Here is a 24,738-nt window from a genome sequence, read left to right on the forward strand (position 1 = left end):
AAACGAGCCTCAGATGAGGCTCGTTATATGATCCCAAAACTGTGGGACAGCAGTGAGCCATGGCTGCCTTTTTTGTCACCGTTCTTAAAATATCAGACGGTGAAATTCGATACGCTCTTGCGCATATCAGAGGTGTTCTGTTCAAGCACATTGACAGAATCGACCAGCTGGCGTGTACTCGCCTGATTCTCCTGGCTCATATTACGTGCTTCTGCCAGGTTCTGGTTGATGTTATTAATGACCGACGTCTGCTCTTCAATGGCTGATGCCACTTGTAATACCTGATCTTTAATCCGTACTAAAGAGCCCGATACTTCGCCAATGTTCGATTCTGAGGCCCGTGCAGTTTCAACAGAGCGCTCAGCGGTTTCTTCGCCACCCTGCATACTGTTAACCGCGCGGTTCACACCACTCTGTAGCTTATCGATCATGCTGTTAATGTCTTCGGTCGCCTGCTGGGTCTTGCTGGCCAGACTCCGGACTTCATCAGCAACCACCGCAAAACCACGACCTTGCTCACCCGCGCGGGCTGCCTCAATAGCAGCGTTGAGAGCCAGCAAGTTCGTTTGTTCAGCAATGCCCTTAATGACATCAAGCAGTGAGGCGATGCCTGTGGTTTCCTGTTCCAGTTCCCGGATAACGCCGGCGGATTCACTGACGCTGCTGGCGAGGGCGGCAATATCAGTAACCGCACTGCGGAATTGTTCGGCGATTTCACGGACGTGTTTCTCAGCGTTGGTCGCTTCTTCGGCGACACGGGTCGATGACTGGCTGACCTCGCCAATGGCTTGTTCCATTTCACGGTTAGCGTGAGTCACATGTTCAAGCTCAGCAACAAACTGAGCCGTGGTTTCCTGACTTTTCTGAGCACCTTGTTCGAGCTGCTCTGTGGTTCCGCGTACCTGGGTCGATACTGTCTGCACGTTGGTGACCAGGCTTTGCATTCCCTCAAGGAATTTATTGAAGGTCTTCGCCATTTCACCAATTTCGTCGTTACTTTCAACCGTGAGCCGACGGGTCAGATCGCCTTCGCCTCGGGCAAGCTTATCCAGCGCTGAGGTGGTTCGTTTTATTGGACGAGTGAGTAGTGGCGGCAGGAATACGATAACAGCAACGATAATCGCGACCGAGAGAAGCGTGAGAATCAGTAGGTTCCGGCGAGCGGCCTCATTCAAGGATACGCCTTCAGCATGCAGTGACGCCGCAGATTCAGCCAGGTTTTCACCAACGGTATCCAGAATATCACGGGTGGCCTCAAATTCTTTTTCCAGCGCGCCTGTACTGAGTGCCTCTGCCTGTTCATACGAAATTCGCCCCGAGGTAACGTCCTCTACCATTTTTTCTGATTTAGGACGCCACTTCGCGAAGGCGGCAAGAAACGCTTCGGCCTGAACCCGCGTTTTGTCATTCACTTGCATGTCGATGACAGCATTGAGGCGATCATAGACCTGGTCCAGGTTCTCTTTATGAGACGCCTTGAGGCCTTCGTAGTTTCCGCCTAATGCCAGAGTGCGCTCGGCGATCTGAGCCTGATACAGGTCGCGGTCAGCGTTAAGTACCTTATCCAGAGCTGGGGTATAGGTACCGTTAATCAGCTCAGATGTGGTGGTTACTCCGCTCAGAGTATTTAGTTGCAGCACACTGAGGATGACCAGAAGAACCCCAATAACGGCTAAAGGTATACGTAACTTCAGTGTGAGGCTCAGATCGCGCCAATTCATACGTTTCTCCACGAAACAGGGACTATCCATTGAGGATAGTTCAAGTCGGGCCAGCCGCCAGAGAATTATGTAACCGGCTTACCCGCTGAGTGCCGTGTTCATGCGGGTAGGCTGAGAATGTCCCGGCTATTATTGACGCGGAACCAACCGGCAATGCTGTAACGATGATTCTTTGCGGGCAGCACTTCATGTGGAAATTCTTCAGACAGAAAAATCACCAGACGATTTAACACGGGCTGAACCCTGGTTATTAGCTGATCCTCAGCATCATAAATAGCGAGTTCACCGCCGTCCCCGGGTTGCCAGTTCTCGTTGAGATAAAACACAGTACTCAGTACACGGTTTGACTGCCCTTTGAACGCGTCGTAATGCTTTCTATAACCCGCGCCTGGTGGATAGTGAGCAAAGTGACTCTCGTACTCAAACAGCCCGAGCAGCAGCTCTCGATTAGCGTAGCCACGCAGATGCTCCATAGCCGTGAGCCAAGCTGTTTCTGACGCTTCGGATCTGTCCAGCCAGTGAATCGAATCCTGACGGATGCTGCGCGCAATTGTGTGATCGTCACGCCGTCCGATGCCTGCCTGCTTGAGGTCCCCGATTCTCTTTATCTCAGCAACCCGTTGCTGCAATGCGTTTGCAAGTGCAGCGGGGAGGGCGTCGTCGATGACAACATAACCATCGCTGCGAAGTGCATCCATGATGGTGTTCAGCAGAGGAAGGCAACGAGCAGGCACAGCACTGTTAATAACGGCGTTCACGGGCGGGTATCCAAATAAGCGAGGCGCGTTTATACCCGCCGGAAATCACGGCGTACAACGAGAAAACTTTGTCGTAACGATCAGTGAGTCAGCTACTGAAAAGCGTATAGGCCGCCAGACTGAGGAATACGACAGCAGTGAGGCGACGCGCCAGGTCTAACGGTAATCGGTCCATTAACCACTGCCCCCAGATTACTACTGGTGCATTCGCGATTAACATGCCCAGCGTGGTGCCCGCGGTAACCCAGAAAAAACTTTGAAATTCAGCGGCGAGAATCACCGTAGCTATCTGAGTTTTATCCCCGACTTCGGCAATAAAGAACAGCAGCGTGGTGGCGATAAAGGCACCGTATTTAGCGAAGTTATCGTCGTCGTCATCTTCTTTATCCGGAATCAGCACCCACAGTGCCATCAAAGCAAAGGATCCGGCCAGAACATAGTTGGCGACTCTACCTGACAGCCAGCTGTCCATATTTTCGCCAAGCCAGATACCTCCCCAACTAGAGAGCCCATGATTCAGCAGTGTGGCAAGGAGAATGCCGCCAATGATCGCCCACTTGTTGCGAAAACGGGCTACGAGTAGCAGGGACAATAGCTGGGTCTTATCGCCGACTTCAGCGATGGCAACAGCGACGGTAGAGGCAAGAAATGGCGAGGCGCTAAAGGTTGTAATATCAAACATAAAAAATTTTCCGGGCGATGATGAGCACAAGATAACGCCACAGCATCGCCCAGCGACTGTGTCGTTATCTCAGGTCTCATCAATCCCGATGACGGGACGTCTGCACCATGAGCTTGAGGCTCAATTATGTTGATACAGACACCAGAATCAGCAGCCAGAATGGCCGTGACGGCAGATTACTCCCCTAAGAGAGCGCTCATAGTAACATTTTCTTATCTGCACGATAAATAAATCTCGTTTTACCTCGAACGGCACAGGTGCAACTATCTGCGCACCTTAACCATACCAACCAGTACCTACAGAGGCGGACTGCCGTGTTATCTCAATCATTTCGTGATCTTCTGACCATCCTTGCGCGTGCGCCGTCTGTGGTGGGGGCAGAGCATTCGTTTTTCCGGGTATTGCAGCGAGCGCTGGAAGAACGCGGAGCCGACGTTAAATGGTACGAGGGCGTACTGGTGGCGCAGGGTAAGCGCCCGCATTCTTTAATGCTGTCGGCCCACATCGACCGTCATGGCCTGATCTGTACAGGCCCGAACGAGTTTCAGTACGCGGCCTTTGTGTCAGGCGGTCGCTCTGACCTGTTGGGTAATTCTGTTTCTGAAGAACTGATGCAGCTGATTGTTGATCGCATGGGTGACGAGAAGGTTTTTGCTTACGAGCCCTGGTCGGGCATGTACCGTGGCCGTGGCAGCATTCGCCAGACGTACGTGTGCCCGCACCGCAATAACCTGATCTTCGAACTTGAAGGCCTGGAGCATGTGGTTGCTGGTACGCCGGTCGCGTTTCAGGATGACCTGCGCATTACCGATGACAGTGTCACCGGTCAGATGGATAACGTCCTGACGGCGGCCATTCTGGTGTACCTGTTTGAACTGGGGTTTGAAGGCACTGCCTTCTTTACCGCGCAGGAAGAGGCCGGTCGTAGCTGGCGATATCTGCTGGAATGGTTCCGTCGCTTTGGTGGCTCAACCAACCAGCTGGTGGTGGTCGACACCAGCCCGTTTCCGGATGTGCCTACTGCGCGTGAGCACACTCTGACGCTGCGTCACCGGGATGCTAACGCGCCCTTCAATGAAGAGCTGACTCAGCAACTGGCCGACACCTGTGAGCGCATGGGCATCAGTTACCAGTATAAAGACAGCTACATTCAGGCGCAGAACGCAGCACTGGAAGCGCAGGGCGAATCGCCGAAGTCACTGGGTTCGACTGAAATGGGCCGCATTATTTCGGCATCTGGCGGCCTGGTAGACGGTACGACTCTGCAGATACCGACAACTGGGTACCACACCATGGATGAGAGCGCGTCTGTGGTAGCCTGTGAGGCCTTTATTGATGTGCTGTGTGATCTGGCTGGCATCCAGCCTGACGAGTGATACCGAATGACAGTAGGTACCTGTGAGAGACTATGAGTAAATTACCAACGCCTGATCTTAACGATCAGGCCGATAATTGCCTGCTGATTGCCCGCGGTGATGAAGTATCGCCGCACTGGCTGGTGTACGAAGTGCATCGGGATTTTCTGTCGGCGCCGCGCACCTTTGCGGTGTTCCGTTTATGGACGGAGTACGACTTCGACTGGCTGGGCGATGAATTTACCGAAGGCCTGACCTGCCTGAGCAGCTCAGATCAGCATTGGCGTATCAGCCTTCCACGGCTGCGTTTCGAATGCTGGGGGGAGCTGGAGTTTGTGCAGACCTGTTATGGCGCGGCCTCGGCGTCGGAAGCGTTAGTACGGGCGTTGACTCCGGATTAATCTTCTTCCTGCGGGTCGTTTTCCGGCTTGTCTTCTTCGACTTTATTTTCTTCGGTTTTGTTTTCTTCGTAGGCAGCATCGGTGGCCTGAAGGTCATCGATGCGCTCGCGCAGTTCCCCAATCTGGTCGGCAGGGCGGATGATATGAAATCCGTAATGCGTCTTCACCGGTCCAATCCATGGGCTGCTACCATCGTATTCCTGCATGGCCTGAATCATTTCTTCGGGGAGATCGTCCACATCGTGATTCCCGGCAAACCCTTTGTTTGAACCCGATGGGCACGCAGAATGCTCAGCGGCCAGATCTTCAAAGGGAGCGCCCAGTGTCAGCTCTTTCAGAATGTCGTCAGCCAGCAACGGGCTTTTAAGAAGAATATGGTTCAGCGGAATAATGGTCACTGGAAGCCTCTGGGATTTATATCGTTGGCTTCCAGTATAGACGTTATCTGAATAACGTTAGCGGGGCAGGCGGGTTTATATAAGCCCGGCTATTTCGGCAAGCGATGTTGCGCAAGCAGCTGGCCAGAGATAATCGACAGAATACAGAAGCTCAGAAACCACCAGAAACCATCGAGCAGCGTCGCCTGCATTTCAGCGGTCGCTTTGGCGGTTAAAAATGCCACCAGAATACCGACCACAAACACATCGACCATCGACCACTTGCTGATCGCGGCGACAATGCGCCAGCGCAGATCGCTGGGCCACAGCCAGGTGAACAGAATAGTCAGGCCTTTCAGTACCGGGATAACCACACTGAAAGTCACAATCAGAAACGCCACCAGAGCATAACCCTGTTCATTCAGAGACGTCACTGTCTCCCAGATGGAACGGGTTTCGTTGAACAGTTCTGCCTTGAGGCCAAACATATTCACGCTGGCCTTAATCGTCATGATGGGCTCGGTAACCCCAGGCCAGAGCACCACATAGCTGGCAATGGCAAGCAGCAGGCCCAGACGCTGTGCCCAGGTCGCTTGTTGCAGGCTATTGACCAGACGGTTCATGCCTTCGCCTTCAGCGGAAACTGATCGAAGGTGATGTTATCGGTGCCTTCGCGCAGAACGCGACGCAGGTTGTGGTGGTTATCCACGTCAGGCGTGGCCAGCACATCACGGTAGTGTTCGCCGAACAGGCGCAGAGTGGTTTCTTTATCGAGTTCCAGCAACTGGCTCAGAGCAAAAACCTTAGCGCTGCCCTGATTCTGGTCTGCGCTGTTGATCACGCCACCGTTATTAAACGCCGTCGGCGTGAAATCGTACCAGCCTTCGATAAACGCCAGTGTCGACGCAAACATATGCTCATCGGTGGTCAGAGAATCAAGAAATTCAGACTTGGCTTTGGCGAAATCGGTCATGAGCGTCCTTAAAATATAGGCTTATAAAAGTAAGAATAAATACGAATTTACGAGAGGCGACAAATTATCAGAAATACCGCAGGGCTGCTATGTCTGAACAGGCTAGTGTATGGGCACTCGCCGGGCGTGAGTAAAGCGCTTCTTCCAGTAATCGGAGGTCAGATACGAGACCATAACCCCGCGACTGCTCGACACATGAAGAAATTTATCCTGCTCAATATAGATGCCGACATGTCGGGAGTTCACGCCCGTATCAAAAAATACCAGATCCCCGGAGCGCAACGAGAGTCGCGAAACCGGAACACCCTGACTGGATTGTTGGCGGGTGCTGCGCGGCAGTTGGGTATTAAATTCATCACGAAACGTAACGTACACCAGCCCTGAGCAATCAATCCCACGCTCTGATAAACCACCAAGGCGATGGGGCGTACCCTGCCATTGCTGGTATTCATCGTAGAGACGAGAGCGCACATCCGGATTTTCGAACTGTGCGCTGCTTTGATTGCCCGGGCCAGGTAATGCCTGAAAACCCGAGCAGCCGGCCAGTAACGCAGAGGCCATTAGCAGGCTGCAATAGAGTCTGGCACTCACGGATTAACGGCCGTACATACCCGTGATCGAGGTTTTCTCGATGGTGTTGGCGTTCACCATATAGCCGATCAGAGCGGCGCTGGCGTCTTTGGGCAGGTCCAGCTTCTCAACAGACAGGGCGTGAACGGTGAAGATGTAGCGATGAGGGTCATCACCCACGGGCGGACATGCGCCACCAAAACCGTAAGTACCAAAATCTGAGCGACCATGCACGGCACCATCAGGCAGGTTTTCACCACCGGTCACGCCTGCGTTGGTTGGCAGAGTCGTAACATCCGCCGGGATGTTATAAACAATCCAGTGCCACCAACCCGAGCCCGTCGGTGCATCCGGGTCATACACATTCACAACATAACTTTTGGTGCCCTCAGGGCCTGCGGTCCAGCTCAGGTCGGGAGAGATATTTTCCCCTTCACAGCCAAAGCCTTTAAACACCTGAGTATTCGCCAGGGTGCTGCCGTCGGCAAAGGTGTCACTTGAAACAGCAAAATCGTCAGCCAGAGCAGTACCTGACATCAGTGCCAGAGTGGTGCCCAGAAGGGTTGCGGTACGACGCATAAAAGTCTCCTGTTGAGTTACAGATAAGCCGGTTTCTAACCTATCAGTCTTTTAATAATTTTTCATAAACTTCTTGCGGAGTGGTCGAGACGGTAATCAACTCACTGATAAAACCAATGATCTGATCACCCCAGATATCGTTGTGCCCGTCCATCAGCGCTTCATCGACAATGATATTCATATAAGGGTTCCGGGCTGTGGTGCGCTGCTTACTGTACAGATCCACCGTGGTGTAGATATCCTGCTGCTCCGGATCATGCGCTGACCACTCGAAATACGCGCGCTCCAGATCAAAGGTCGTGGGTGCGTTCTCTTTCGGCGGCTTTAAATAATGCGTGTGGTAAGGCTCAAAGTGGCCGATGGTGTTCTTATCGGCGCTCCATTGTGGAATGGTTACCGGCTTATGATTCACCATGCCGGGTTTCGGGCACTCGTAGCGCTCCATATCACGGTGCCGCTCGTTCAGGGTTGAGAAAAACCGACCCGCCGGAAACGCCCATTTTGTTGCCAGATCTGTCTCAGACGTCAACACGGCGAGCTTAGGCAGCTGACCGGGGAAATAACCCCGGCATCGTTCTTGTGATAATTCCAGCAACGACGAAAACCGCAATGCTTCAAATGCTGGGTTCATCAGAATCACCATATCGCCGAAGCCCTCTGCGTTGCCTCCAAAGTTTTTCCCCTTGCGCGAATTAATAAAGCGGTCGTTGAGGATTTTCTGCAAAGAGCTGTAGACCACGGCACCGCCGAAGCTGTGTCCTATGACGACAAGCCGGCTGGTGGACGGTGGCTCGCCATCTTTAAACGTGTTTCTTACGTTTACCAGCTCTTCTAAGCGGAGCAAGGCTTCGGTCACGCCTTTACGGCCGACTTCGTGAGCGGTGGCTTTCCGGTCCCAGAAGGTCGTGTGATTCACAAATGGGATCGCCAGAGAATCGCCACGCCAACCAATATAAACCCCCAACACGGGTCTGCGGTCGCGATTGTGCTGAGCGCTGGAGGCGGCTTCCTGTGCCGACACCGAGGCCAGCATGTCGCGGAACTCAGCCACATTGGTATCGCCGGGTTCGGCACTATGATGCCAGCCATGGATAAAGGTCAGCACAATGACATCCTGCATCCCTGCTAGCCTCAGGTAGCGGTCGAGTACCGAATCCTGTTGTTCGCGGGCCCATAGCTGGCCCTGATCATCGTACTCAATAAAGCCAAGGCGATACTCATAGTCTGTGCCGGTTCCGCCAATCTGAAGCGCGTTCCCGGCGCAGTCGCCTTCCTTCTTGAAGGTACACTCGTCCGAATAATTGCCACGGTAGATACCGTTATGGCTGCAGGCAGAAAGGAGTAGGGTAGTAGTCAACACACCGATAAAGGTGCGCATCTTATGGATTGTTCTTGATGTCATAGCGGCGTCCCTGCTGATCAGAAAATAAACTGAAAACCAGCTTACAATATTCTGAATCGCAGCAAACGCATGCTGGCCTGTTACTGGTTAACAATGCCAACGAATGGCGCTATGAGTCTATTCGTTCAGATACAGTGGCTCGTATCAGGGGCCGACATTTGCCCATTGCTCGACACCAATGGCGTTCATCACCAACTGAACGGATAAGGCCGCCAGAATCATGCCCATGATCTTCGTCAGCAGAGACGCACCACCACTGCCAATCACTGCAAGAATACGGTCTGAGAAAAACATCATCACCCAGGTAATAGCCAGCGTTGCTACGACAATAAGCCCCGTCACCAATTGCTGAGCAATCGGGTAGATCTGGTTATCGGTTAGCAGAATCACCGCAAGAATAGCGCCGGGGGTTGCCGTGGCTGGGATCGCAATCGGGAAAATGGCCACATTATGGTCAGGCTCTTTACCCGAACTCTGATCGTTGTCGGTAAAGATCATCTGCAAACCGAACAGGAAGAGGATAATGCCACCCCCCAACTGGAACGACAGCAAACTGATGCCCATGGCTGTCAGAAGTACCTGACCAATCACCAACGAACCAATCAGAACGCCGCCAGCATACAGCACAGCACGGGTCGCGGTTTTACGACGCTGGGTGACAGACATGCCCGCAGTTAAGGCAGAAAATATGGCAAGCGTGCCAATAGGATCAATGGTTGCCCAAAGAATCAGGGCATCCTGTACGGCTTTATCAAGCATGGGTGGTATCAAGCATAGTGGCGTCCCAGAACAGAACGCCGACTATAGCAGACCGTCTGTACCGCAGGGCAGACGGAGAAGTGCAAAGCTACGTCAGATCTTACAGGCGCCGCCTTCGCAGCCATCGTCTTCCTGCTCCTGATAGGACTCAGGATCGATCTCACCTAACTCCATATCATCCAGGAATGACAGCTCATCCCAGTCGGTGGATTCTTCGGCTTTCTTTGGCTCTGCTACGGGTTCGCTCATGATGGCCTCGCATAAAAACGTTGCTGTAAAACTCAGCCTAAAGAATGCCTGAATCACATCTCAGGTCAAACACTGGCTTAAGATGGCACTCAGTGTTGCAGTGGTGGGCTTACGAAAGCTGCTTTGCGGTTGATTCCATGATCTCTGAAGGGATATGGGTTAAGAGACTATCTGGTACTTCTAGTATGAGTTTCTGGTTAGGAAAGTGTTGAAGGTGAACTCTCAGATAAGTGCTGTGCAAAAGCCTCCCCATCAAACGACTCAGAAATAAAGGTGCTTTTGCAGGTAGCAGCCCTCTCTTTTCGACACTTATAGTAATGTCACTCCACGGTATAAAAAGATCCTTGTGACCGAATTTGAATAGGAAGAGAACTTTAAGGTAAAGGCCTTGAGTAGTGACCGCGATTTTCAATGACCCATCGCAGCGGACCTCCCCAACATATCCACTAATCGCTCGGAATTGTGAGCGATCCCCTGTCAGCCTTTTGATACCGTACTTCTCAGAAAGGGTCTTCCAGCCGCTGTTTGAGCTTAATTTTGCTAAGATTCCGAGCCAGGCACACAGAAAAAAAACTAGTAACCAGTATGAATCCAGAAATGACATGAGCATGCTTTCAAAGCTGGCGGCGTACCATTGAGCTGAAGTAGGCACTTCGCCACAACAACCCGCATATAAGCGGACTGCGAAGAATAAAACAAACGAAATAGCCCCAACTAAACCAGCAATTCTAAGAATCGATTTCATAATACTCGAAAATTTTCCTTTCAGTCGGTATTGGTAGGTCAAACTTTCCTGGTGGGAAGCGAGCGTAAAAAGAAAATCTGGCGGCCACGCTTTCTTTGGCTATAAAAAATTTCAGCGGTTTGTTAATGGTTCTTGAGAGGGAATACCGACTCCACTCTCTTACTGATATTTTCTAGTTGCCCCGCTTTCATAGCTAGAGTTGCTTCCAGTCTAAATGCTCCTGAAAACTCGACCATTTCAATCATGACTGTAATTCGACCCAGTAATGTAGTGTGGCTAATGCTGTTGATCGTTACGTGAATTATTTGCCGTTGAGTTTAAAAAACCTAGAACCAAAAATTGCTATAGCTCTAACAATCTCAGCGACGAAAAGAAAAACCAACGCTATAGCCCAGCCAAAGAAAGTACCAAATATACGTGGAGCTCCATCTTTTAGAGCAACATACGTTCGCACATATTCATTTGGTGCATAGTTGAATGAATACCACCAATAGACGTTGGTTGATACAGCAAAGGCTACCCAACCCACGACTACGACGAAAAACGAACGCCAATACCATTTCTTGCCATTCAAGCGAACAAATAAAATTATCAGTACAAGTAACGGCGATATCCGGATTACGTTTTGCAATAAATCGTACATGCTCAAAACTCACATAACGCCCGGCCTTTGGGCGCGCGTTTTTTGCGCATCCCGCCACGTTTTTCAGTGGCCTCAACGGCCGCTTGTTAATAGTACTAAGCACAACCTATCCATGTTTTGACAAGCTGCTCTTTATTCCCGCTGTACGGGAAGCTGAGTACATTAGGGTGATTCTGTTCAAGCCACAGAAAGAAAACCAACCCCTCTGTAATCTCGTCTCTAGAGTCTAACCCGCCGGTACTGTTGAGGTACTTGGTGTTGTAAAGCCGAAGTGCTTCGCGCTTGGCCTCTACTTCAGATGAGAAATAAGGTTCGATTGGCATAGATCAGACCTTTCTAACTTCGTTTACACCGAAGACATTTGGAGATAGCTTAGGCTCACTTCCAGGCTTTGGATAATCCCCATGCTGCTCTGCAACCAAGAGTGCCTCTTCTGGCGATTGGCACGACTTAGATACATCAAGTCGAATCTCCTTTTTTAGCTGCTTCATTGCACATACCACGTGAAAGAAACCACATGAGAGGCGCAATATATCCCCAATTTCTACTTCAGTTTCTGTTTCACATCTAAGCCAGTTTGCATCGTCGCAATCTGAAAGATAATAGAGTTTGTATTGCGGCATCTAAAGTTTCCTTACTATTAACGCCTAAGCTTTGCGGCGTGTCGGAGCGCCAGCGCAGGCGCGTCCGACAACAGCCACTGGTTAAGCTGCTTCGAAGTCCAAAGGATGGATTCCATCCAGGTTGACCGTGTTTCGGGCCACCCACAGATCGTACATATCCTGCATCGCCAACCAGCTTTCAGGTGTACGCCCGAGAACCTTGGATAGCCGAAGCGACATTTCCGGGCTAATACCACTATCCCCTTTGAGCAGCCGAGACAAAGTAGAAGGTGATACGCCCAGACTGGAAGCCAGCTGACGGGAACTGATACCGAAAGGCTCCAGGTACACCTCCCGAATGAACTCACCTGGATGCGGCGGATTATGCATAGTCATCAGTGATAGTCCTCATAATCAAGAATGTAGGCGTTGCCGTCCTGAAATTCGAACGTCATGCGCCAATTTCCGTTAACCCGAATCGACCACCGACCCTTGTCTTTCCCCTTCAATGGGTGAAGCCGAAAGCCTGGGATGTCCATGTCGTCCACCGACGTAGCAGTTTCCAAAGCAGTCAACTGCATACGCAGTTTCTTGGCGTGATCCGGCTGGATGCCAGATATGTTGCCAGTCGAGTAGAACCGTTTCAGTCCTTTGTGACGGAATGATTTAATCATGAGGGAACAATAGCATGTTGCGCATCACGCAACAACCAAGCTTAACAGTTTATTTGTGAGCGTGCGCGTTTTACGCGCCGGTTCCTTTCGATGTTTCGAGCATAACCCCCTGTCACCACTATGAAAAGTGCCTGAGGCGACGCCTTTTGCCAGTGTGAAAATGAGCATGCGCGTTTGCACACCTTTATCGGCTTTACATTCCGCACACTATCACCCCACTAGAATTGTTAACTGATTGATTTTAATAGGTTATTTCTTATTGATAGGTTTCATAGTGTGCATGCTCGTTTTGTTCTGATCTTGCAAATGAGCACTGAATTTAACGGTGTTGCCAAGTACACTGTTTATGTATACAGTATTTTATCATGAGCATTTGCCCGTCTGTTTGGGCAGGAGTGACGTACCCATGAGTGAGCCTGGCCGTAAGGTATTGCATATCGATTGTGACTGCTTTTTCGCGGCGGTTGAGATGCGCGAGCAGCCGCATCTGTGTGATGTGCCGATTGCGATTGGTGGTGAGTCTGACCGGCGCGGTGTTATCGCGACCTGTAATTATCCGGCTCGGGCATTTGGAGTTCGCTCAGCGATGGCGACGGCGACAGCGCGTCGTCTTTGCCCCGATCTGGTGTTGTTGCGTGGTCGTATGGAGCTGTACCGTGAGGTCTCTGCTCAGGTGATGAATATCCTGCGTGATTATTCACCCTTGCTTGAGCAGGTATCGGTTGATGAGGCGTATCTTGAGTTAGACCCGGATCAGCAGGCGAGTCAGGTGGCGGCTGAGATTCGTGAGCGCGTCAGGCACGAGTTAGGTATCAGTGTGTCGGTGGGCGGTGCACCGAATAAGTTTCTGGCGAAGGTCGCGAGTGACTGGAATAAGCCCGATGGCCAGAAGATGATTCCGCCTCAAGAAGTGGATGAATTCGTGAAGGCGTTACCTGTTGGCCGTATTCCCGGCATTGGCCCGGCGTTTCAGGCGCGCTTAAAGGTATTGGGTATCGAAACCTGCGACGACGCCCGAAGCTGGGATCTCAATGAACTGGTACGTCGTTTTGGCCGCTCAGGTGTCCATTTATATCAGCGTTGTCGGGGACAGGATAACCGACCGTTGAGTATGGATCGTGAGCGCAAGTCCGTCAGTGTCGAGCGTACCTATGCTCAGGATAAGACCCGCCATGAAGAGTGCGTGGCTGAGGTCTCGGCTCTATACGAGAAGTGGCAGGAGAGGGTAAGCCGAACCCCCTGGAAGCCAGAAGCGCTGGCGCCTTTCGTAAAAGTGAAGTTCGCTGATTTCACTCAGACCACCATGGCCGATATTCAGGAATCGGCGACGCCCGAGGGTTTTCAGCGGTTGTTGCTTCAGGCTCTGAAGCGAGAAGACAAGCCTGTACGCCTGTTAGGTATCGGTGGGCGCTTTCCTCAGATCAGTGAAAAGCAGCTGAATCTGTTCTGAGTTCTCATAACTCCCTCTGAGAGCTGGCTCTGGCCAACTGCGACAACCTGTCGCATTCTCAATCCCGGCGCCGTCTCTATAATCCGTCGCACTTGTAACCTACCGACAGGATGACACTGTGCGCCCCTTGTTTACTGCTCCGACGTCTTTTTTCTCGACTGCGCTGATTGCTTCAGCCGTGCTCTCTTCTTCCGCGCTTTTGACCGCATGTGGTGGTGACAGCAGCTCGTCGACTGAAATTGTAGGCCCTCGTGAGATTGCCGCGACTATCCCGTTTGCGGCCGTGGTGGGCGATGCTGATGTTGTTTGCGGTGAAGATTATCTGAATGTGGGTAGCGATGCGTCGACCGTCAGTTTTGTTGATTTCCGTTTTTATGTTCACGATTTTAAGTTGGTGACAGACACAGGCGCTGAGATTGAACTGAGCCTTGATGATGTATCGACAACCGCTTCAGGTGAGAGTGATGCTTCTGAAACCAGTCCGTCACAGAACAGCCGGGTAGCTCAACTCGATTTTCGTGACACTCTCGGGTGCGAAGCAGAGGCCGATGTTAACCCGAACTTTAATGATGGTGTGCAAGTCATCGCAACAGTCGAAGAGGGCGTAACGGTCGCGGCCATTCGTTTCACCTTGGGGGTACCCTTTGATCTGAACCACAAGGATCAGGCAGCGGCCGATGAGCCTTTGCGTAATCCTGGGCGGGCATCTGGCGCGGGCTGGAACTGGCAGGGCGGATATAAGTTCACGGGCATTGATGTGGCTCCAGTCGGTGGTTGGACTGACCCGCAAGACGGCGAACGCACAGGCAATCGTTGGAATATGCACCTGGGTAGCACGGGTTGCCCAGTGTCGGTATCCGATCTGGAGTCGGGCACCGAGCCAGAAACCTGTGAAAATCCTAACCGCCCTGAAATCACGATTGAGCTTGGTGCTATTGATGTCGAGCAGGCTGAGATCGTGATCGATTACGCGGCGCTGGTGAGTGGCGTCAGTGTGGCACAGGACGAGGGTGGTGCACCGGGGTGTATGTCGGGCACGACCGACCCTGAGTGTGAGGCTGTATTCGCTAATCTGGGCTTGGGCCTGGATTTGGGAACGGGTGAAAATGCAGAGTCTGAACAATCGGTATTTTCCGTACGTGAGAAAGAATCCGCTGAGTGATCAGATCTGTGTTTGCTGTGTTCAGAATTAACGTGACCAGGTTATTCGCTCTTGTTTCAGCCGCTCTGTTTCTGAGTGGTTGCCAGACAGAGAGCCAGACATTCGTCGATGATGCCGGTGCGCGTGAATCGGCGTTTGACTGGCGCGTACCAGCGTCTGTTCCGCTCCCTTACGAGCCCGACGATAACCCGATGACGGAAGAAAAATTCCAGCTCGGGCGTCATCTTTTTTACGATGCGCGTTTATCGGTTAATGGTGAAATCAGTTGCTCCAGTTGTCACGAGCAAGCGCGTGCGTTCAGCGATGGTGTTCAGCACCCGCTGGGCGCAACTGGCGAGGTGCATCCGCGCAACAGCCAGTCGCTGACCAACGCGGCGTATTTTAATAATCTTACGTGGGGCAACCCAGCTCTGGCCACAATCGAGCAGCAGGTCATGCTGCCCTTGTTTGGCGAATCGCCCATTGAGCATGGCATTAACGAGAGTAATTTCGAACAGATTCTGATGTCGATTCAGGCAGACGAAACCTACCTGCGTATGTATGCCGCAGCTTTTCCTGAGCAGGAGGAGCCGTTACTGGGTGAGCTGGCCTGGGATAATTCTGTCAAAGCCATTGCGTCATTTGTACGAGGGATGACGTCGTTCGACAGCGTATTTGATCGCGGCGAAATGAGCGAATCTGCGAAGCGCGGCGAAGCCCTGTTTAATAGCGAGCGTCTTGAGTGCTTTCATTGCCACGATGGCTATAACTTCAGTGATGCCACCATAGACCGTGGTGTCACTTTCCTCGAACCGCTGTTTCACAATACCGGCCTCTATAACATTGACGGTATGGGCGCTTACCCAGACCCGAATACCGGGCGCCACGAAGTCACGGGTAACCCGGATCATATAGGGCAGTTCCGTACGCCATCCTTGCGAAATGTCGCGGTCACAGCACCTTATAATCACGATGGGTCAGTGGCGACGCTGGAAGACGTTATCCGCAATTATGCCGCAGGCGGCCGGGTGATTGCCTCAGGTGATAATGCGGGTGATGGACGTATCAGCCCGTATAAAGATGGCGTGTTGGTATCCTTTCAGATTACAGATGCAGAGGTCAGCGATCTGGTGGCATTTCTTGAATCTCTGACCGACGACGCCTTTCTCACAGATCCTCGATTTTCCAATCCGTGGCGCGCTGACTAAGCGCCAGATAATGTTAATGATTCGCTGGAATTATATTGTATGAAGATAACCAAGACTCCTGCTAAGCGTCTGGCCAGTGCGGCGGGGGTGTCTCTCGTGTTGGCTTTACCGTCTCAGGTGTATGCCCATTACATTCCAGCGGAGGGCGAGCCCACGCAGGTGCATGGCACGGTGATGACGACATGGCGTTCTGCGTCACCGGTCGATCAGTATGAGTTCTGGCAAATTCCGGGCGCCTTTATGGGCGGCGATGCATGGCCAGTATCACAGGGTGTAAGCCTGGATGAAGTATCCGTGATGGCAGCGAAACGCCTCGACGAAAATACCTTCGTTAAGCTGGGAGTCAGCACACACGATGGCAGCGATGGTCATCAGAGTGTGGGTATCGAACACGCAAGTATTGGATTTGTCTGCTGCGATGTGAAAGGCCCCTGGGTCGTTGAAGTCGGCCGGATGTCGGCAGCATTTTCGCCCGAACTGCTGGCGCACAGGTCGACGTCGAAATTTACTGAACCTTCGTTAATTGCCGATGTATTTTTTGGCCGTCATTTTCACGATCAGGGAATACGTATCTGGCTGCACGAAACGGCTGGCTGGTCTGCTGGAGCAGAGATCTGGCAGGGAAAAGCCTTCCCTGCAACTGATGGTACTGATGGCGGCGCGTGGGATGCCTTTGCGCGCTACTCGTTTTCTGTTGGTTCTGTCGATGCCAATATCGGCGCCTGGCATTACCGGGCGCAGGCCAGTTCGCGGGCAGACCACCGTTACGGTGGTGGGCATCAACATACACCGGTGGCGGCGCCGGGTGAGCAGGCGGTGCAATTTCCGGATGTGCGTTACACCGGTGATCTCGATCTGACGGGCGTTCATGCAGGGGCCAGTATCGGCGTTGGAGCCTCTGCTCGTGTTGGCATAAAAGGCGCCTGGGCGCAGTTGAACATGGAAGGTATTCTCCACGATTCAGGTAGCCGCGAAGCTGACGTCACGGCCGATCAGTATGCCGTCTGGGTACAGCCGTATCTGACATTAAACAAACACACGATTGCTCTGCGGGCTGAACGTTTCGTCACGGACAATACGCTTACCGGTGCGGCTGCGGAGACTCTTGGTGAAGGTGCGGGCGCGTTAAGTGAAGAGGGTCATACGCCCGAGCGTTTTACTGCGGCCTGGTTGTATCAGTTGCGGCCTCAGGTGCAGTTCCGTACTGAATATATCTCAGACCAGACGTTTGCTGATGGTCAGAATCGTTATGCGGTAGGTGTGGTATGGCAGGGAAGTTTCTTTAATTCAGTCAGCTCTGAATAGTACATCGAGCTGACTGATCTTCTCGTGTTATTTCTCTTAATTAAGAACGTTCGCAAACATCCCCAGCGGAAACAGCAGCAGTGATGTCCAGCTCAGGATAATCCCCAGTGCGGCACCGACAACAACGTCAGTGGGGTAGTGCATACCCAGGATAACGCGAGACAGTGCAACCAGAAATGCGAACGGAATAACGATATAGGCGAGTGGTGGATACGCCCAGGTAAACAGTACCGCAAAATTCACAGCATTCATGGTATGGCCAGATGGAAAGCTGTATTTATCCAGCGGCGCTGTGTGTGCGTGAATGTCCGGAAATGAAATAAACGGGCGCTTACGAACCAGGCGATTTTTAAGCTGACTGTAGACCAGAATGCACACCAGCCCAGCGACGGTAATATGGCCAAGTTTTGCGAGGCCTTCCATGCCCGCCAGCAGTGGCAGTGCTAATGCCAGTGAATACCAGAACACTCCATCGCCGAGGCGACTGACGCCTTTAAAAAACAGCCGGATTGCCCGCATGTGCCCCATTCGATTGAGGCGCTGGCAGAGGCTCAGTTCAAAGTGATCCGCTCTGCGGAACAGAAACTCGGCTCTTGCTTCGCGTTGCTTGATAATGTCCATTCGATGTTACCTCTTTCTGAGCTGCAGTCAGTTGCTGCAGAAACTCACTGATAATGCTGTCCCATGAAATGCCTTGAGCAATATCACGGGCGTTTTTACGAATATGTTTGAGCAGGTTCGGACGCTCACTGAGCGATAGGGCGGCGCGGATAAATGCCTGTTCATCGCCAAACGGAGCCAGCATTGCGCTGTCTTCGTCCTTTGTATGCTCGTGGGCGGCGGCGTAATCGAAGCTCACGACGCCAAGCTGGCTGGCGAGTGCTTCGGTGACGACGTTGCCAAAGGTGTCGGTAAGGCTAGGAAACAGGAAAATATCGCCACTGGCGTAATAGCGGGAGAGTTCTTCTCCGCGACGGATGCCTGCACAGATAATTTCTGGGTGGCGCTGACGAATGCTCTCTAATTCAGGGCCATCGCCGACCAGTACCAGACGAATGCTGTTGTCCTGATTTTTCAGTTCTTCGTAGGTACGCACGACAAGCTGAAGATTTTTCTCGGCAGCGATACGACCCACGTATAAAAGTACCGGCGTGTCATCGTTAACGCCCCAGCTGGCCCGCAATTCCTGGCTGCGATGTTCAGGCGAGAATTGTTCGCTGTTTACCCCGCGTGCCATCACACTGACACGCTCGAAGCCGTGGCTGTTTAATTCATCGGCCTGTGCCTGTGTGGGTACCAGAGTGGCGGCTGTATTGTTGTGAAACCAGCGCATGTAGCGGTAGCCAAGGTTTTCTATCAGGCCGAGGCGGTAGTGTTTGCCATACTGGTGGAAGTTCGTATGGAAGCCGCTGACAACGCCTGTACCCAGCTTCTCTGCTGCCTTACAGGCGGCCCAGCCGAGAGGCCCTTCGGTCGCCACGTAAATGGCCTGAGGATTAAATTTCTGCAGCGCTGAAAGAACACGGCGGTAGTATGGCAGACCGAACTTCAGTTCCGGATAACCCGGGATTGGCAGGCCCGGCAGAGTCAGTGAATACTCGTCGCCGTGGTCGTGTTTATTCTGGCGTGGACGAATGATCTGAACTTCAATCCCGCGCGCTCGCATGCCGGTTACCAGAGTCGCCAGTGTGTGCGCTACGCCGTTCACTTCCGGGGCGTAAGTTTCGGTCACAATGGTGATTCTTGATAGCTCTGGTGTCATCGCATTTGCCTGTTCTTCGTGCATATACACTACTTTGCAATTGCGATATGACAGAAAGGTTTCAGCTCGGTGAAGCTATGATGACGAAAGGAAAGGTTGTTTTATCGGGGATTAAAAAGGTTTGTGCCCCGGTGAAGGGGCACTGAAATATCAGGATTTACCTTCGCGATAATACGAAGGTGCGTTCTGTGTCCAACGGCGGAACGCTTTACGGAAGTTGGATGGATCACTGTAACCTACCAAGGCTGCGATCTCTTCAATCGGCAGGTTAGAGCTGCGCAGGTATTCAATCGCCATCTCTTTACGCACTTCATCGAGAATACGCTGATACGACGTACCTACATCCTGCAGGCTACGGCTGAGTGTCCGGGTTGAAGTAGCAAGCTGGCTGGCGACGTCGTCGACCGGTGGGAAGTGCCCGGGGTTGCTCAGCAGTATGCGGCGTACTTTGGCAATGACGCCTTCTTTCGGGCCCATACGTGCAAGGATCTCTTCGCACTGGCTTTCAGCCATGGCGGCTGTTGCCTTGTCGGCCATGACCAGTTTGAAGTCGAGTACCGTGTTATCAATGATGAACTCAGTACGAGGTTGATCAAACTTTACCGTGCAGTCGAAGAATTCTCTGTAACGTGCGGCGTACTCAGGCTCTGGGTGGTTGAGGTGTACCTCAATCGGCTGAGCGTCGTAGCGTCCGGTGAGGAAGCGGGCCAGCGTCGAGAACGACGCCACAAACACATCACAGATCATGCGGTAGATATGATCGAATGGAATGTGACTGGTGAGGCGTACAGCCGAAGTATCGCCGAGGTTCATTACTTCAAACGTGAACGCCGGGTCGACCAGAGTGTGGTACTTAATACCCAGTTGCAGTGCACTGCGCAGATCAGCACAGCTGAGAATGGCGTAGCCCAGCATACCGAACTGGTTGATGTTAATGGCTGCACCGAGATCAAGGCCGACACTGTCGTCCGGATAGTTACGGATCAGGTTCTCAGCCAGAAATAACAGCTGCTGATAGGTCAGGCGTGCAGATGGGTCATCCAGCACTTCAGCGCTGATGCCTGTATTTTTAAGAAGGTCGTCACGGCTGACGCCTTTATCTTCGCCGACTTTCAGCATGGTGGCCGGAATGTTCACCGGTACCAGTGGGTCCGTCAGACTCCAGGTGCCTCTGATCATGGGATATCCGTCTTATTGTTATGCCTGTCGCACAGGGCGTTACGTTGTTCGATTCGGTGGTTTTTAATCACTGGCCGAATTTTAACGTGTTCGATGACGCCATACCTTACTATAAAGAGGGCATTTAACGCCATACGGCAATGTAACCAAATTTATCACGGCGTGCGGAAGCGGTGGCGGTGCTTGCTCAGAAATCGCCCAAACTCTGACAGCTGGGCGCTGCGCTTGGACGACATCAGGTGCAGGATGACCTTATTCAGGCCTTGTGAGGACTTGTTGCAGAAAAAGAAGGCGTGTTTTCCGTCTTTACCCAATGGCCCGGATGAGATTGCAGAGAAGCCACATTGCCTCAACAGTACAACCAGCGCCTCGGCGCTCTGCGGGTGCATCAGAAACCACCAATACTTGTTTCTTATGCGTTCGAGGGCTTCCTGGCGTATGCCTTCGATGGTGACCGTCGCTGGCACCATGGCATCCCGCTGTCGTGCGCCGGCATAGCGAATCAGCGGCAGCAGTTGAGGTAGCAGCTCGTGAGAAGTGAGCAGCAGGCGTCCGTCCCACTCACGGTGAGTGGCCGTCAGTGTGCGTGGCAATTCACGCATCTGCTGATCAAAGGTTTCTTCGTTTTCTGGCGCTTCCAGCTCCTGATCAGTCAGTGCAGCGTCCCGTAGTGTCTGTGCCTGGGTGATAGCGTCGCTGGAAGGCAGCTCTCTGGCGCCAGTTAATCGGGTAATTGAGAGTGGCCGGTGAACCTGCTTCTGGACGGCCAGGTGCTCCAGTTCTTTCCCCAGGCCTTGCCAGCCATGGGCTTCATCAACCAGCAGAATACTTGTTTGCATCAGTGCCGGAGGCAGGTCAAACCAGGTCTTTGCGTCCGTGCTGAGTGGATTGAGCGGCGCATAGTCTGGCAGTGTCATGTTCTGGACCGACTGGGTTGCGTACCAGACGGGCGCGAAGCGTACCAGCAGCGAGTTGACTGCCGATTCGATGCGGTTGATTAATGTATCCTGCATAGTGCCTCACTCAAGACATGCCACTTATATAAGTAAAGCAGACGACTGAGAGATCTGCAGGAGCTGGTATACTCCGCGCTTTTCGGGAGGTGTTATGGCCAGAGTTTATATTCCTGTGGGTACGGTCAGCGGTACAGCAAAAGCGGTGGCCGAGGCATGTGCTGCCGCATTGCGTACAGAAGGGCATCAGGCCCAGGTCGATACAGAAGCGAGTATTGGTGCATTAAATAGTGGTGATTGGGATGCGGTTCTGGTGGTTACTGCAACGACAGGTCGGGGGGATATCCCAAGCAACCTGTCACCATTCTATATTGCTCTGGAAGAACAGGCTCCAGGTCAGAATGGTCGTCCGTTTGGTGTGATCTGCCTGGGAGACAGCTCTTATGATATGACCTTCTGTCAGGCGGGCGCTTTGATGGAAGCACGTTTCATTGAGTTGCAGGGCAAGGCGCCTGTACCGCGTGTGACCATTGATGCGACAGAAACTCAGACGCCAGACGACGATGCACTGTTCTGGCTGAAAGAGTGGATGGAAGAAGCGCTCTGATGAATGAAGGCCCGTCGTATAAACGTCACGGGCCTTCATGCGTGAGGATCAGAAGCGCACAGCGACCGATAGCTGAGTCTGATGGTTCAGTTCTTCAGCGCCTTCCGGCGGACGGCTGTCCCAGCGGGTCTGCCACTGCCAGTTGAGATCGGTGTTGCTGGCTAACGGCAAACGCATTTTAAAGCGCGCCAGCGCTCGAACATCATCGGTATCGTCAACAGACGGTTGGAAGTACACGGTACCCAGTATATGGCTGTAGCCCAGCGGTGTTTCACCATGGGTGTATAGGTTCAGACGCGTAAGCTGAGCTTCTTCATCGCCTGCGCCGTTATCTTCTTTAATCGACTCATGGAAAGCCCCAACGCCCTGACGAATCAGCTGGTCTTCTTTCCAGGTTTTCTGAAAGCGTACGCCGGCACCGGCGAGAAAACGATATTGCAGTTCAGCGAACGGATCGCGCTCGTATTGCAGGAAGGTTTCCTGACCGACTGTCGCACGGAAGTCATGTACGTAACGTAGGTGCGCGAAGGTATTGTCGCTGGTACGTTCGTCATTAACAGACTCATAGGTTCTGGTATACCAGCCAAAGGCGCGGTGCTCTGCATTCTGCCAGCTGGTGTTCAGTCCGAGATTCCATTCCCGTTCTTTGGTGTTTCCTGATTGTGCATCCAGCCCTACAGTGGCACTGCTTTGCCAGCCGTCGGCATCCGCGGCGCGGCGTTTTTCTTCAATATTGGTGATAGCAAAAGTCTGGAGGGGAATCAGGGTCAGCACGAGAAGCGGACGAAACATACGTTACGGGTCTCCGTTAAAAATGGGAGATCCAGTGTACCATCCTTGATGAATTATGAAGCTTTTTGCTGCGGAGTTGCCGAATCGAGGTTACTGAAGAGCGTGTGCAGTTGGTGAATCTGCTTGCGTTGGCTGTAGGTCGTTCCCGGTTCCTGAGTCTGCTGGTACGCCTTATCTATGATGGCTTTTGCATCAACAGCGCCGTCGTCTTCACTGTTGAGGCGGGCAGTGTGCACAATACTCAGTGCCTGAATACCCTGGTTATCAATCAGGCCGTATTCCTGCAGGCGGTTCTGAAACTGCCCGAGTTGCTCTGGTGCCAGCGCGTGGATATCAAACTCCATAGCGACAGCGCTCATCATCACAGCGCGGTCAGAGACGGTGTATAGCGCAGGAGAGGTATCGTCAGAGCCGGTTTCTGCGCGCTCGGATACACCGGAAGGCGCCTGGGCCTGCTGGCTTTGCAGGTCGGAACTGGCGGGCTGGTTCTGCAGATAGTTAGTGAGCGCGTTAAGCAACATGTTAATTCTCCTGTTCTGATAGGAGATAGCATGGGCTGTGCCAAGAATGTAACTGCCTGATAAATATAGACTTTTAGCGCTATCGTGGATGACTCTAAGAGTGGTTTTCGTCGAATCTTGCCGCTACTGACGGAAATTTAGCGTATGTCTTGCCGCTTCGGTGCTTCATTCGCCCTTGGTAATTCCCCATAATAGCCCTCAGCGAGGGACAATAATGAATAATAATAATGACAGCCGCCCTGCCCCAGATGGGAAGGCCGAGCTTAAATATCGGGGGCGACGAACCAGTCGCGAAAAAAGCGAACAGCGACGTCGGCAGATTCTTGAAGCGACGATGCGCATCATTGTTCGTGATGGCGTCAGGGGTGTCCGGCACAGAGCAGTAGCCGCTGAAGCAGAAGTTCCACTGGCTGCGACGACCTACTATTTCAAAGACATTCATGAGCTGATTGCGGATGCCTTTACTCTGTATACCGAGTGGGCGCTTGCGTACGTGCAGAAGTTTGCTTCGGAATTCCGTGACACCGCGAGAGATATCCGCGGATACGACATGACGGACCCGCGACAGCAGCTTGAGGCGATTGAGCGCTTAGTGACCAGCCTCAGCGGCTTCTCGAGGGGTAAGCTTGCCGAGGACACGCGAATGTTGATCAGCGAGCAGGCGTTCCGTTATGAGGTATTTGTCGAAGACAGAGTGCGACGTCTCGCCTTGATGCATCGTAAGGCTCTGACAGAGGCCGTTCGGGAAATCACCATGCTGATGGGATCTCAGATGGTTGAGGAAGACACCGCCATCGTGATGGCCATCCTGCATTCTGTTGAGTATCAGTTATTGCTTGATGAGGGGGACAGTGATGCACCAGAGAGGATTCTCCGGCGCTATCTGAGTATGCTGCTTCCTATGCTGGTGCAGCCAGAGCTCTGATCTCTCAGAGCTCAGATTCGTTAGGGTACCCGGTATCCCGCACGACCGAGTACCGCCAGGAGCATGTTCATTTCAGCGTTGCTGAATGGCCGTACATGGCAGCAGTGTTCACACATCACAGTACTGGTGCTCTTGAGAGTCTCCAGACTGACTTCCGTTTCCTTGTCGCAGTGATCACAACCAACAGGAATCAGTACACGTTCCGATAGGATAGTGCTGATATCGTTATTGTTGTCTGCAGTCACTCGCATCGCTTGAGTCATGGTTCGCCCTTTATTGGTTTCGTTTTCTGAACGTACTTTCAGATTAGCAGCTACTCCCTGGCTTCCGGTGTCCGCCATGTCATTTATGGTGAACAAATGTAAACCCCATACCGTCGGCATTTCGCTGCGATTAATAAGAGTG

Annotated in this window: 30 protein-coding genes and 1 riboswitch; of the genes, 8 read left to right on the plus strand and 22 right to left on the minus strand. The window is 52.4% G+C overall.

Annotated elements, in window-relative coordinates; translation table 11 throughout:
* Positions 1 to 92 precede the first annotated feature (92 nt).
* From AC5E51_RS12530 to AC5E51_RS12540, 3 genes are all read right to left on the minus strand, one after another.
* Entirely contained in the window at positions 93 to 1,721 is a 1,629-nt protein-coding gene (locus AC5E51_RS12530; protein WP_488046188.1) for a methyl-accepting chemotaxis protein, read from the minus strand.
* 98 nt (positions 1,722 to 1,819) lie between these two features.
* Positions 1,820 to 2,479 (minus strand): 2OG-Fe(II) oxygenase, encoded by a 660-nt coding sequence (locus AC5E51_RS12535; RefSeq protein WP_301378198.1) that lies wholly within the window; start codon positions 2,477 to 2,479, stop codon positions 1,820 to 1,822.
* Between the two features lie 88 nt (positions 2,480 to 2,567).
* The gene (locus AC5E51_RS12540; protein ID WP_301378199.1) at positions 2,568 to 3,161 is read right to left on the minus strand and encodes a TMEM165/GDT1 family protein; all 594 of its coding nucleotides are present in this window, start codon (positions 3,159 to 3,161) and stop codon (positions 2,568 to 2,570) included.
* 81 nt (positions 3,162 to 3,242) lie between these two features.
* Positions 3,243 to 3,358: riboswitch (yybP-ykoY riboswitch) on the minus strand.
* Between the two features lie 117 nt (positions 3,359 to 3,475).
* Here AC5E51_RS12540 and AC5E51_RS12545 point away from each other — a divergent pair.
* Positions 3,476 to 4,537, plus strand: a complete 1,062-nt coding sequence (locus tag AC5E51_RS12545; protein ID WP_297533803.1) for a zinc-binding metallopeptidase family protein — start codon at positions 3,476 to 3,478, stop codon at positions 4,535 to 4,537.
* A gap of 32 nt (positions 4,538 to 4,569) precedes the next feature.
* Positions 4,570 to 4,917 carry a hypothetical protein gene (locus AC5E51_RS12550; RefSeq protein WP_488046186.1) on the plus strand — a complete coding sequence of 116 codons (348 nt, stop codon included), beginning with the start codon at positions 4,570 to 4,572 and terminating at the stop codon, positions 4,915 to 4,917.
* On the opposite strand, the gene AC5E51_RS12555 is transcribed toward AC5E51_RS12550, so the two are convergent.
* The 12 genes from AC5E51_RS12555 to AC5E51_RS12610 form a co-directional block, all read right to left on the minus strand.
* Entirely contained in the window at positions 4,914 to 5,315 is a 402-nt protein-coding gene (locus AC5E51_RS12555; protein WP_488046185.1) for a peptidylprolyl isomerase, read from the minus strand. The two genes, AC5E51_RS12550 and AC5E51_RS12555, sit on opposite strands and share 4 nt — an antisense overlap.
* Before the next feature lie 89 nt (positions 5,316 to 5,404).
* Complete coding sequence (locus AC5E51_RS12560) at positions 5,405 to 5,917, minus strand: paraquat-inducible protein A (protein WP_297533800.1); 513 nt, start codon at positions 5,915 to 5,917, stop codon at positions 5,405 to 5,407.
* A complete protein-coding gene (locus AC5E51_RS12565) occupies positions 5,914 to 6,267 on the minus strand; it encodes a HopJ type III effector protein (RefSeq protein WP_068439383.1) in 354 nt (117 codons plus the stop codon). Before AC5E51_RS12565 ends, AC5E51_RS12560 begins: the two co-directional genes overlap by 4 nt.
* 102 nt (positions 6,268 to 6,369) lie before the next feature.
* On the minus strand, positions 6,370 to 6,828 hold the full coding sequence (locus AC5E51_RS12570; protein ID WP_491778660.1) for an NlpC/P60 family protein: 459 nt from the start codon (positions 6,826 to 6,828) through the stop codon (positions 6,370 to 6,372).
* A gap of 33 nt (positions 6,829 to 6,861) precedes the next feature.
* Positions 6,862 to 7,416: a YbhB/YbcL family Raf kinase inhibitor-like protein gene (locus AC5E51_RS12575; RefSeq protein ID WP_301378201.1), complete on the minus strand. Its 555-nt coding sequence runs from the start codon at positions 7,414 to 7,416 to the stop codon at positions 6,862 to 6,864.
* A 43-nt stretch (positions 7,417 to 7,459) separates the two neighbouring features.
* Positions 7,460 to 8,818 carry an esterase gene (locus AC5E51_RS12580; RefSeq protein ID WP_491778661.1) on the minus strand — a complete coding sequence of 453 codons (1,359 nt, stop codon included), beginning with the start codon at positions 8,816 to 8,818 and terminating at the stop codon, positions 7,460 to 7,462.
* A gap of 144 nt (positions 8,819 to 8,962) precedes the next feature.
* Positions 8,963 to 9,577, minus strand: a complete 615-nt coding sequence (locus AC5E51_RS12585; protein ID WP_301388742.1) for a MarC family protein — start codon at positions 9,575 to 9,577, stop codon at positions 8,963 to 8,965.
* 93 nt (positions 9,578 to 9,670) lie between these two features.
* Complete coding sequence (locus AC5E51_RS12590; RefSeq protein WP_297533792.1) at positions 9,671 to 9,826, minus strand: hypothetical protein; 156 nt, start codon at positions 9,824 to 9,826, stop codon at positions 9,671 to 9,673.
* Positions 9,827 to 9,935: 109 nt separating this feature from the next.
* Positions 9,936 to 10,571 (minus strand): hypothetical protein, encoded by a 636-nt coding sequence (locus AC5E51_RS12595; protein ID WP_068439389.1) that lies wholly within the window; start codon positions 10,569 to 10,571, stop codon positions 9,936 to 9,938.
* 969 nt (positions 10,572 to 11,540) lie between these two features.
* A complete protein-coding gene (locus AC5E51_RS12600; protein ID WP_068439392.1) occupies positions 11,541 to 11,837 on the minus strand; it encodes a hypothetical protein in 297 nt (98 codons plus the stop codon).
* An 81-nt stretch (positions 11,838 to 11,918) separates the two neighbouring features.
* Positions 11,919 to 12,212 carry a HigA family addiction module antitoxin gene (locus tag AC5E51_RS12605; protein WP_068436756.1) on the minus strand — a complete coding sequence of 98 codons (294 nt, stop codon included), beginning with the start codon at positions 12,210 to 12,212 and terminating at the stop codon, positions 11,919 to 11,921.
* Positions 12,212 to 12,490: a type II toxin-antitoxin system RelE/ParE family toxin gene (locus AC5E51_RS12610; RefSeq protein ID WP_068436755.1), complete on the minus strand. Its 279-nt coding sequence runs from the start codon at positions 12,488 to 12,490 to the stop codon at positions 12,212 to 12,214. Before AC5E51_RS12610 ends, AC5E51_RS12605 begins: the two co-directional genes overlap by 1 nt.
* A 406-nt stretch (positions 12,491 to 12,896) precedes the next feature.
* Here AC5E51_RS12610 and dinB point away from each other — a divergent pair, with 406 nt between their 5' ends.
* The 4 genes from dinB to AC5E51_RS12630 all read left to right on the plus strand — a co-directional run bounded on the left by dinB (position 12,897) and on the right by AC5E51_RS12630 (position 17,594).
* Positions 12,897 to 13,940, plus strand: coding sequence for a DNA polymerase IV (dinB, locus tag AC5E51_RS12615; protein WP_068439394.1), 1,044 nt, complete (start codon positions 12,897 to 12,899; stop codon positions 13,938 to 13,940).
* Between the two features lie 118 nt (positions 13,941 to 14,058).
* A complete protein-coding gene (locus AC5E51_RS12620) occupies positions 14,059 to 15,102 on the plus strand; it encodes an MbnP family copper-binding protein (protein WP_488046184.1) in 1,044 nt (347 codons plus the stop codon).
* Positions 15,103 to 15,134: 32 nt separating this feature from the next.
* Complete coding sequence (locus tag AC5E51_RS12625; RefSeq protein ID WP_491778662.1) at positions 15,135 to 16,289, plus strand: MbnH family di-heme enzyme; 1,155 nt, start codon at positions 15,135 to 15,137, stop codon at positions 16,287 to 16,289.
* A 39-nt stretch (positions 16,290 to 16,328) separates the two neighbouring features.
* Complete coding sequence (locus AC5E51_RS12630; RefSeq protein WP_491778663.1) at positions 16,329 to 17,594, plus strand: hypothetical protein; 1,266 nt, start codon at positions 16,329 to 16,331, stop codon at positions 17,592 to 17,594.
* A gap of 36 nt (positions 17,595 to 17,630) precedes the next feature.
* Here AC5E51_RS12630 and AC5E51_RS12635 read toward each other — a convergent pair whose 3' ends face one another.
* From AC5E51_RS12635 to AC5E51_RS12650, 4 genes are all read right to left on the minus strand, one after another.
* On the minus strand, positions 17,631 to 18,215 hold the full coding sequence (locus tag AC5E51_RS12635) for a phosphatase PAP2 family protein (protein WP_068439396.1): 585 nt from the start codon (positions 18,213 to 18,215) through the stop codon (positions 17,631 to 17,633).
* Positions 18,151 to 19,380, minus strand: a complete 1,230-nt coding sequence (locus AC5E51_RS12640; protein ID WP_488046181.1) for a glycosyltransferase family 4 protein — start codon at positions 19,378 to 19,380, stop codon at positions 18,151 to 18,153. Before AC5E51_RS12640 ends, AC5E51_RS12635 begins: the two co-directional genes overlap by 65 nt.
* Before the next feature lie 126 nt (positions 19,381 to 19,506).
* Complete coding sequence (locus AC5E51_RS12645; protein WP_297533138.1) at positions 19,507 to 20,535, minus strand: AraC family transcriptional regulator; 1,029 nt, start codon at positions 20,533 to 20,535, stop codon at positions 19,507 to 19,509.
* A 155-nt stretch (positions 20,536 to 20,690) separates the two neighbouring features.
* The gene (locus AC5E51_RS12650; RefSeq protein ID WP_491778664.1) at positions 20,691 to 21,548 is read right to left on the minus strand and encodes a DUF6685 family protein; all 858 of its coding nucleotides are present in this window, start codon (positions 21,546 to 21,548) and stop codon (positions 20,691 to 20,693) included.
* Positions 21,549 to 21,642: 94 nt separating this feature from the next.
* Here AC5E51_RS12650 and AC5E51_RS12655 point away from each other — a divergent pair, with 94 nt between their 5' ends.
* Positions 21,643 to 22,095, plus strand: a complete 453-nt coding sequence (locus AC5E51_RS12655) for a flavodoxin domain-containing protein (protein WP_076513149.1) — start codon at positions 21,643 to 21,645, stop codon at positions 22,093 to 22,095.
* A 48-nt stretch (positions 22,096 to 22,143) separates the two neighbouring features.
* On the opposite strand, the gene AC5E51_RS12660 is transcribed toward AC5E51_RS12655, so the two are convergent.
* Positions 22,144 to 22,887, minus strand: a complete 744-nt coding sequence (locus AC5E51_RS12660; RefSeq protein WP_273090573.1) for a DUF481 domain-containing protein — start codon at positions 22,885 to 22,887, stop codon at positions 22,144 to 22,146.
* 53 nt (positions 22,888 to 22,940) lie between these two features.
* Positions 22,941 to 23,408, minus strand: a complete 468-nt coding sequence (locus AC5E51_RS12665) for a hypothetical protein (RefSeq protein ID WP_068439405.1) — start codon at positions 23,406 to 23,408, stop codon at positions 22,941 to 22,943.
* A 214-nt stretch (positions 23,409 to 23,622) separates the two neighbouring features.
* Here AC5E51_RS12665 and AC5E51_RS12670 point away from each other — a divergent pair, with 214 nt between their 5' ends.
* The gene (locus AC5E51_RS12670) at positions 23,623 to 24,333 is read left to right on the plus strand and encodes a TetR/AcrR family transcriptional regulator (protein WP_068439406.1); all 711 of its coding nucleotides are present in this window, start codon (positions 23,623 to 23,625) and stop codon (positions 24,331 to 24,333) included.
* A gap of 20 nt (positions 24,334 to 24,353) precedes the next feature.
* Here AC5E51_RS12670 and AC5E51_RS12675 read toward each other — a convergent pair whose 3' ends face one another.
* Positions 24,354 to 24,692: a hypothetical protein gene (locus AC5E51_RS12675; protein WP_139325699.1), complete on the minus strand. Its 339-nt coding sequence runs from the start codon at positions 24,690 to 24,692 to the stop codon at positions 24,354 to 24,356.
* Positions 24,693 to 24,738: the final 46 nt, after the last annotated feature.

Source organism: Thalassolituus sp. (genome assembly GCF_984348125.1).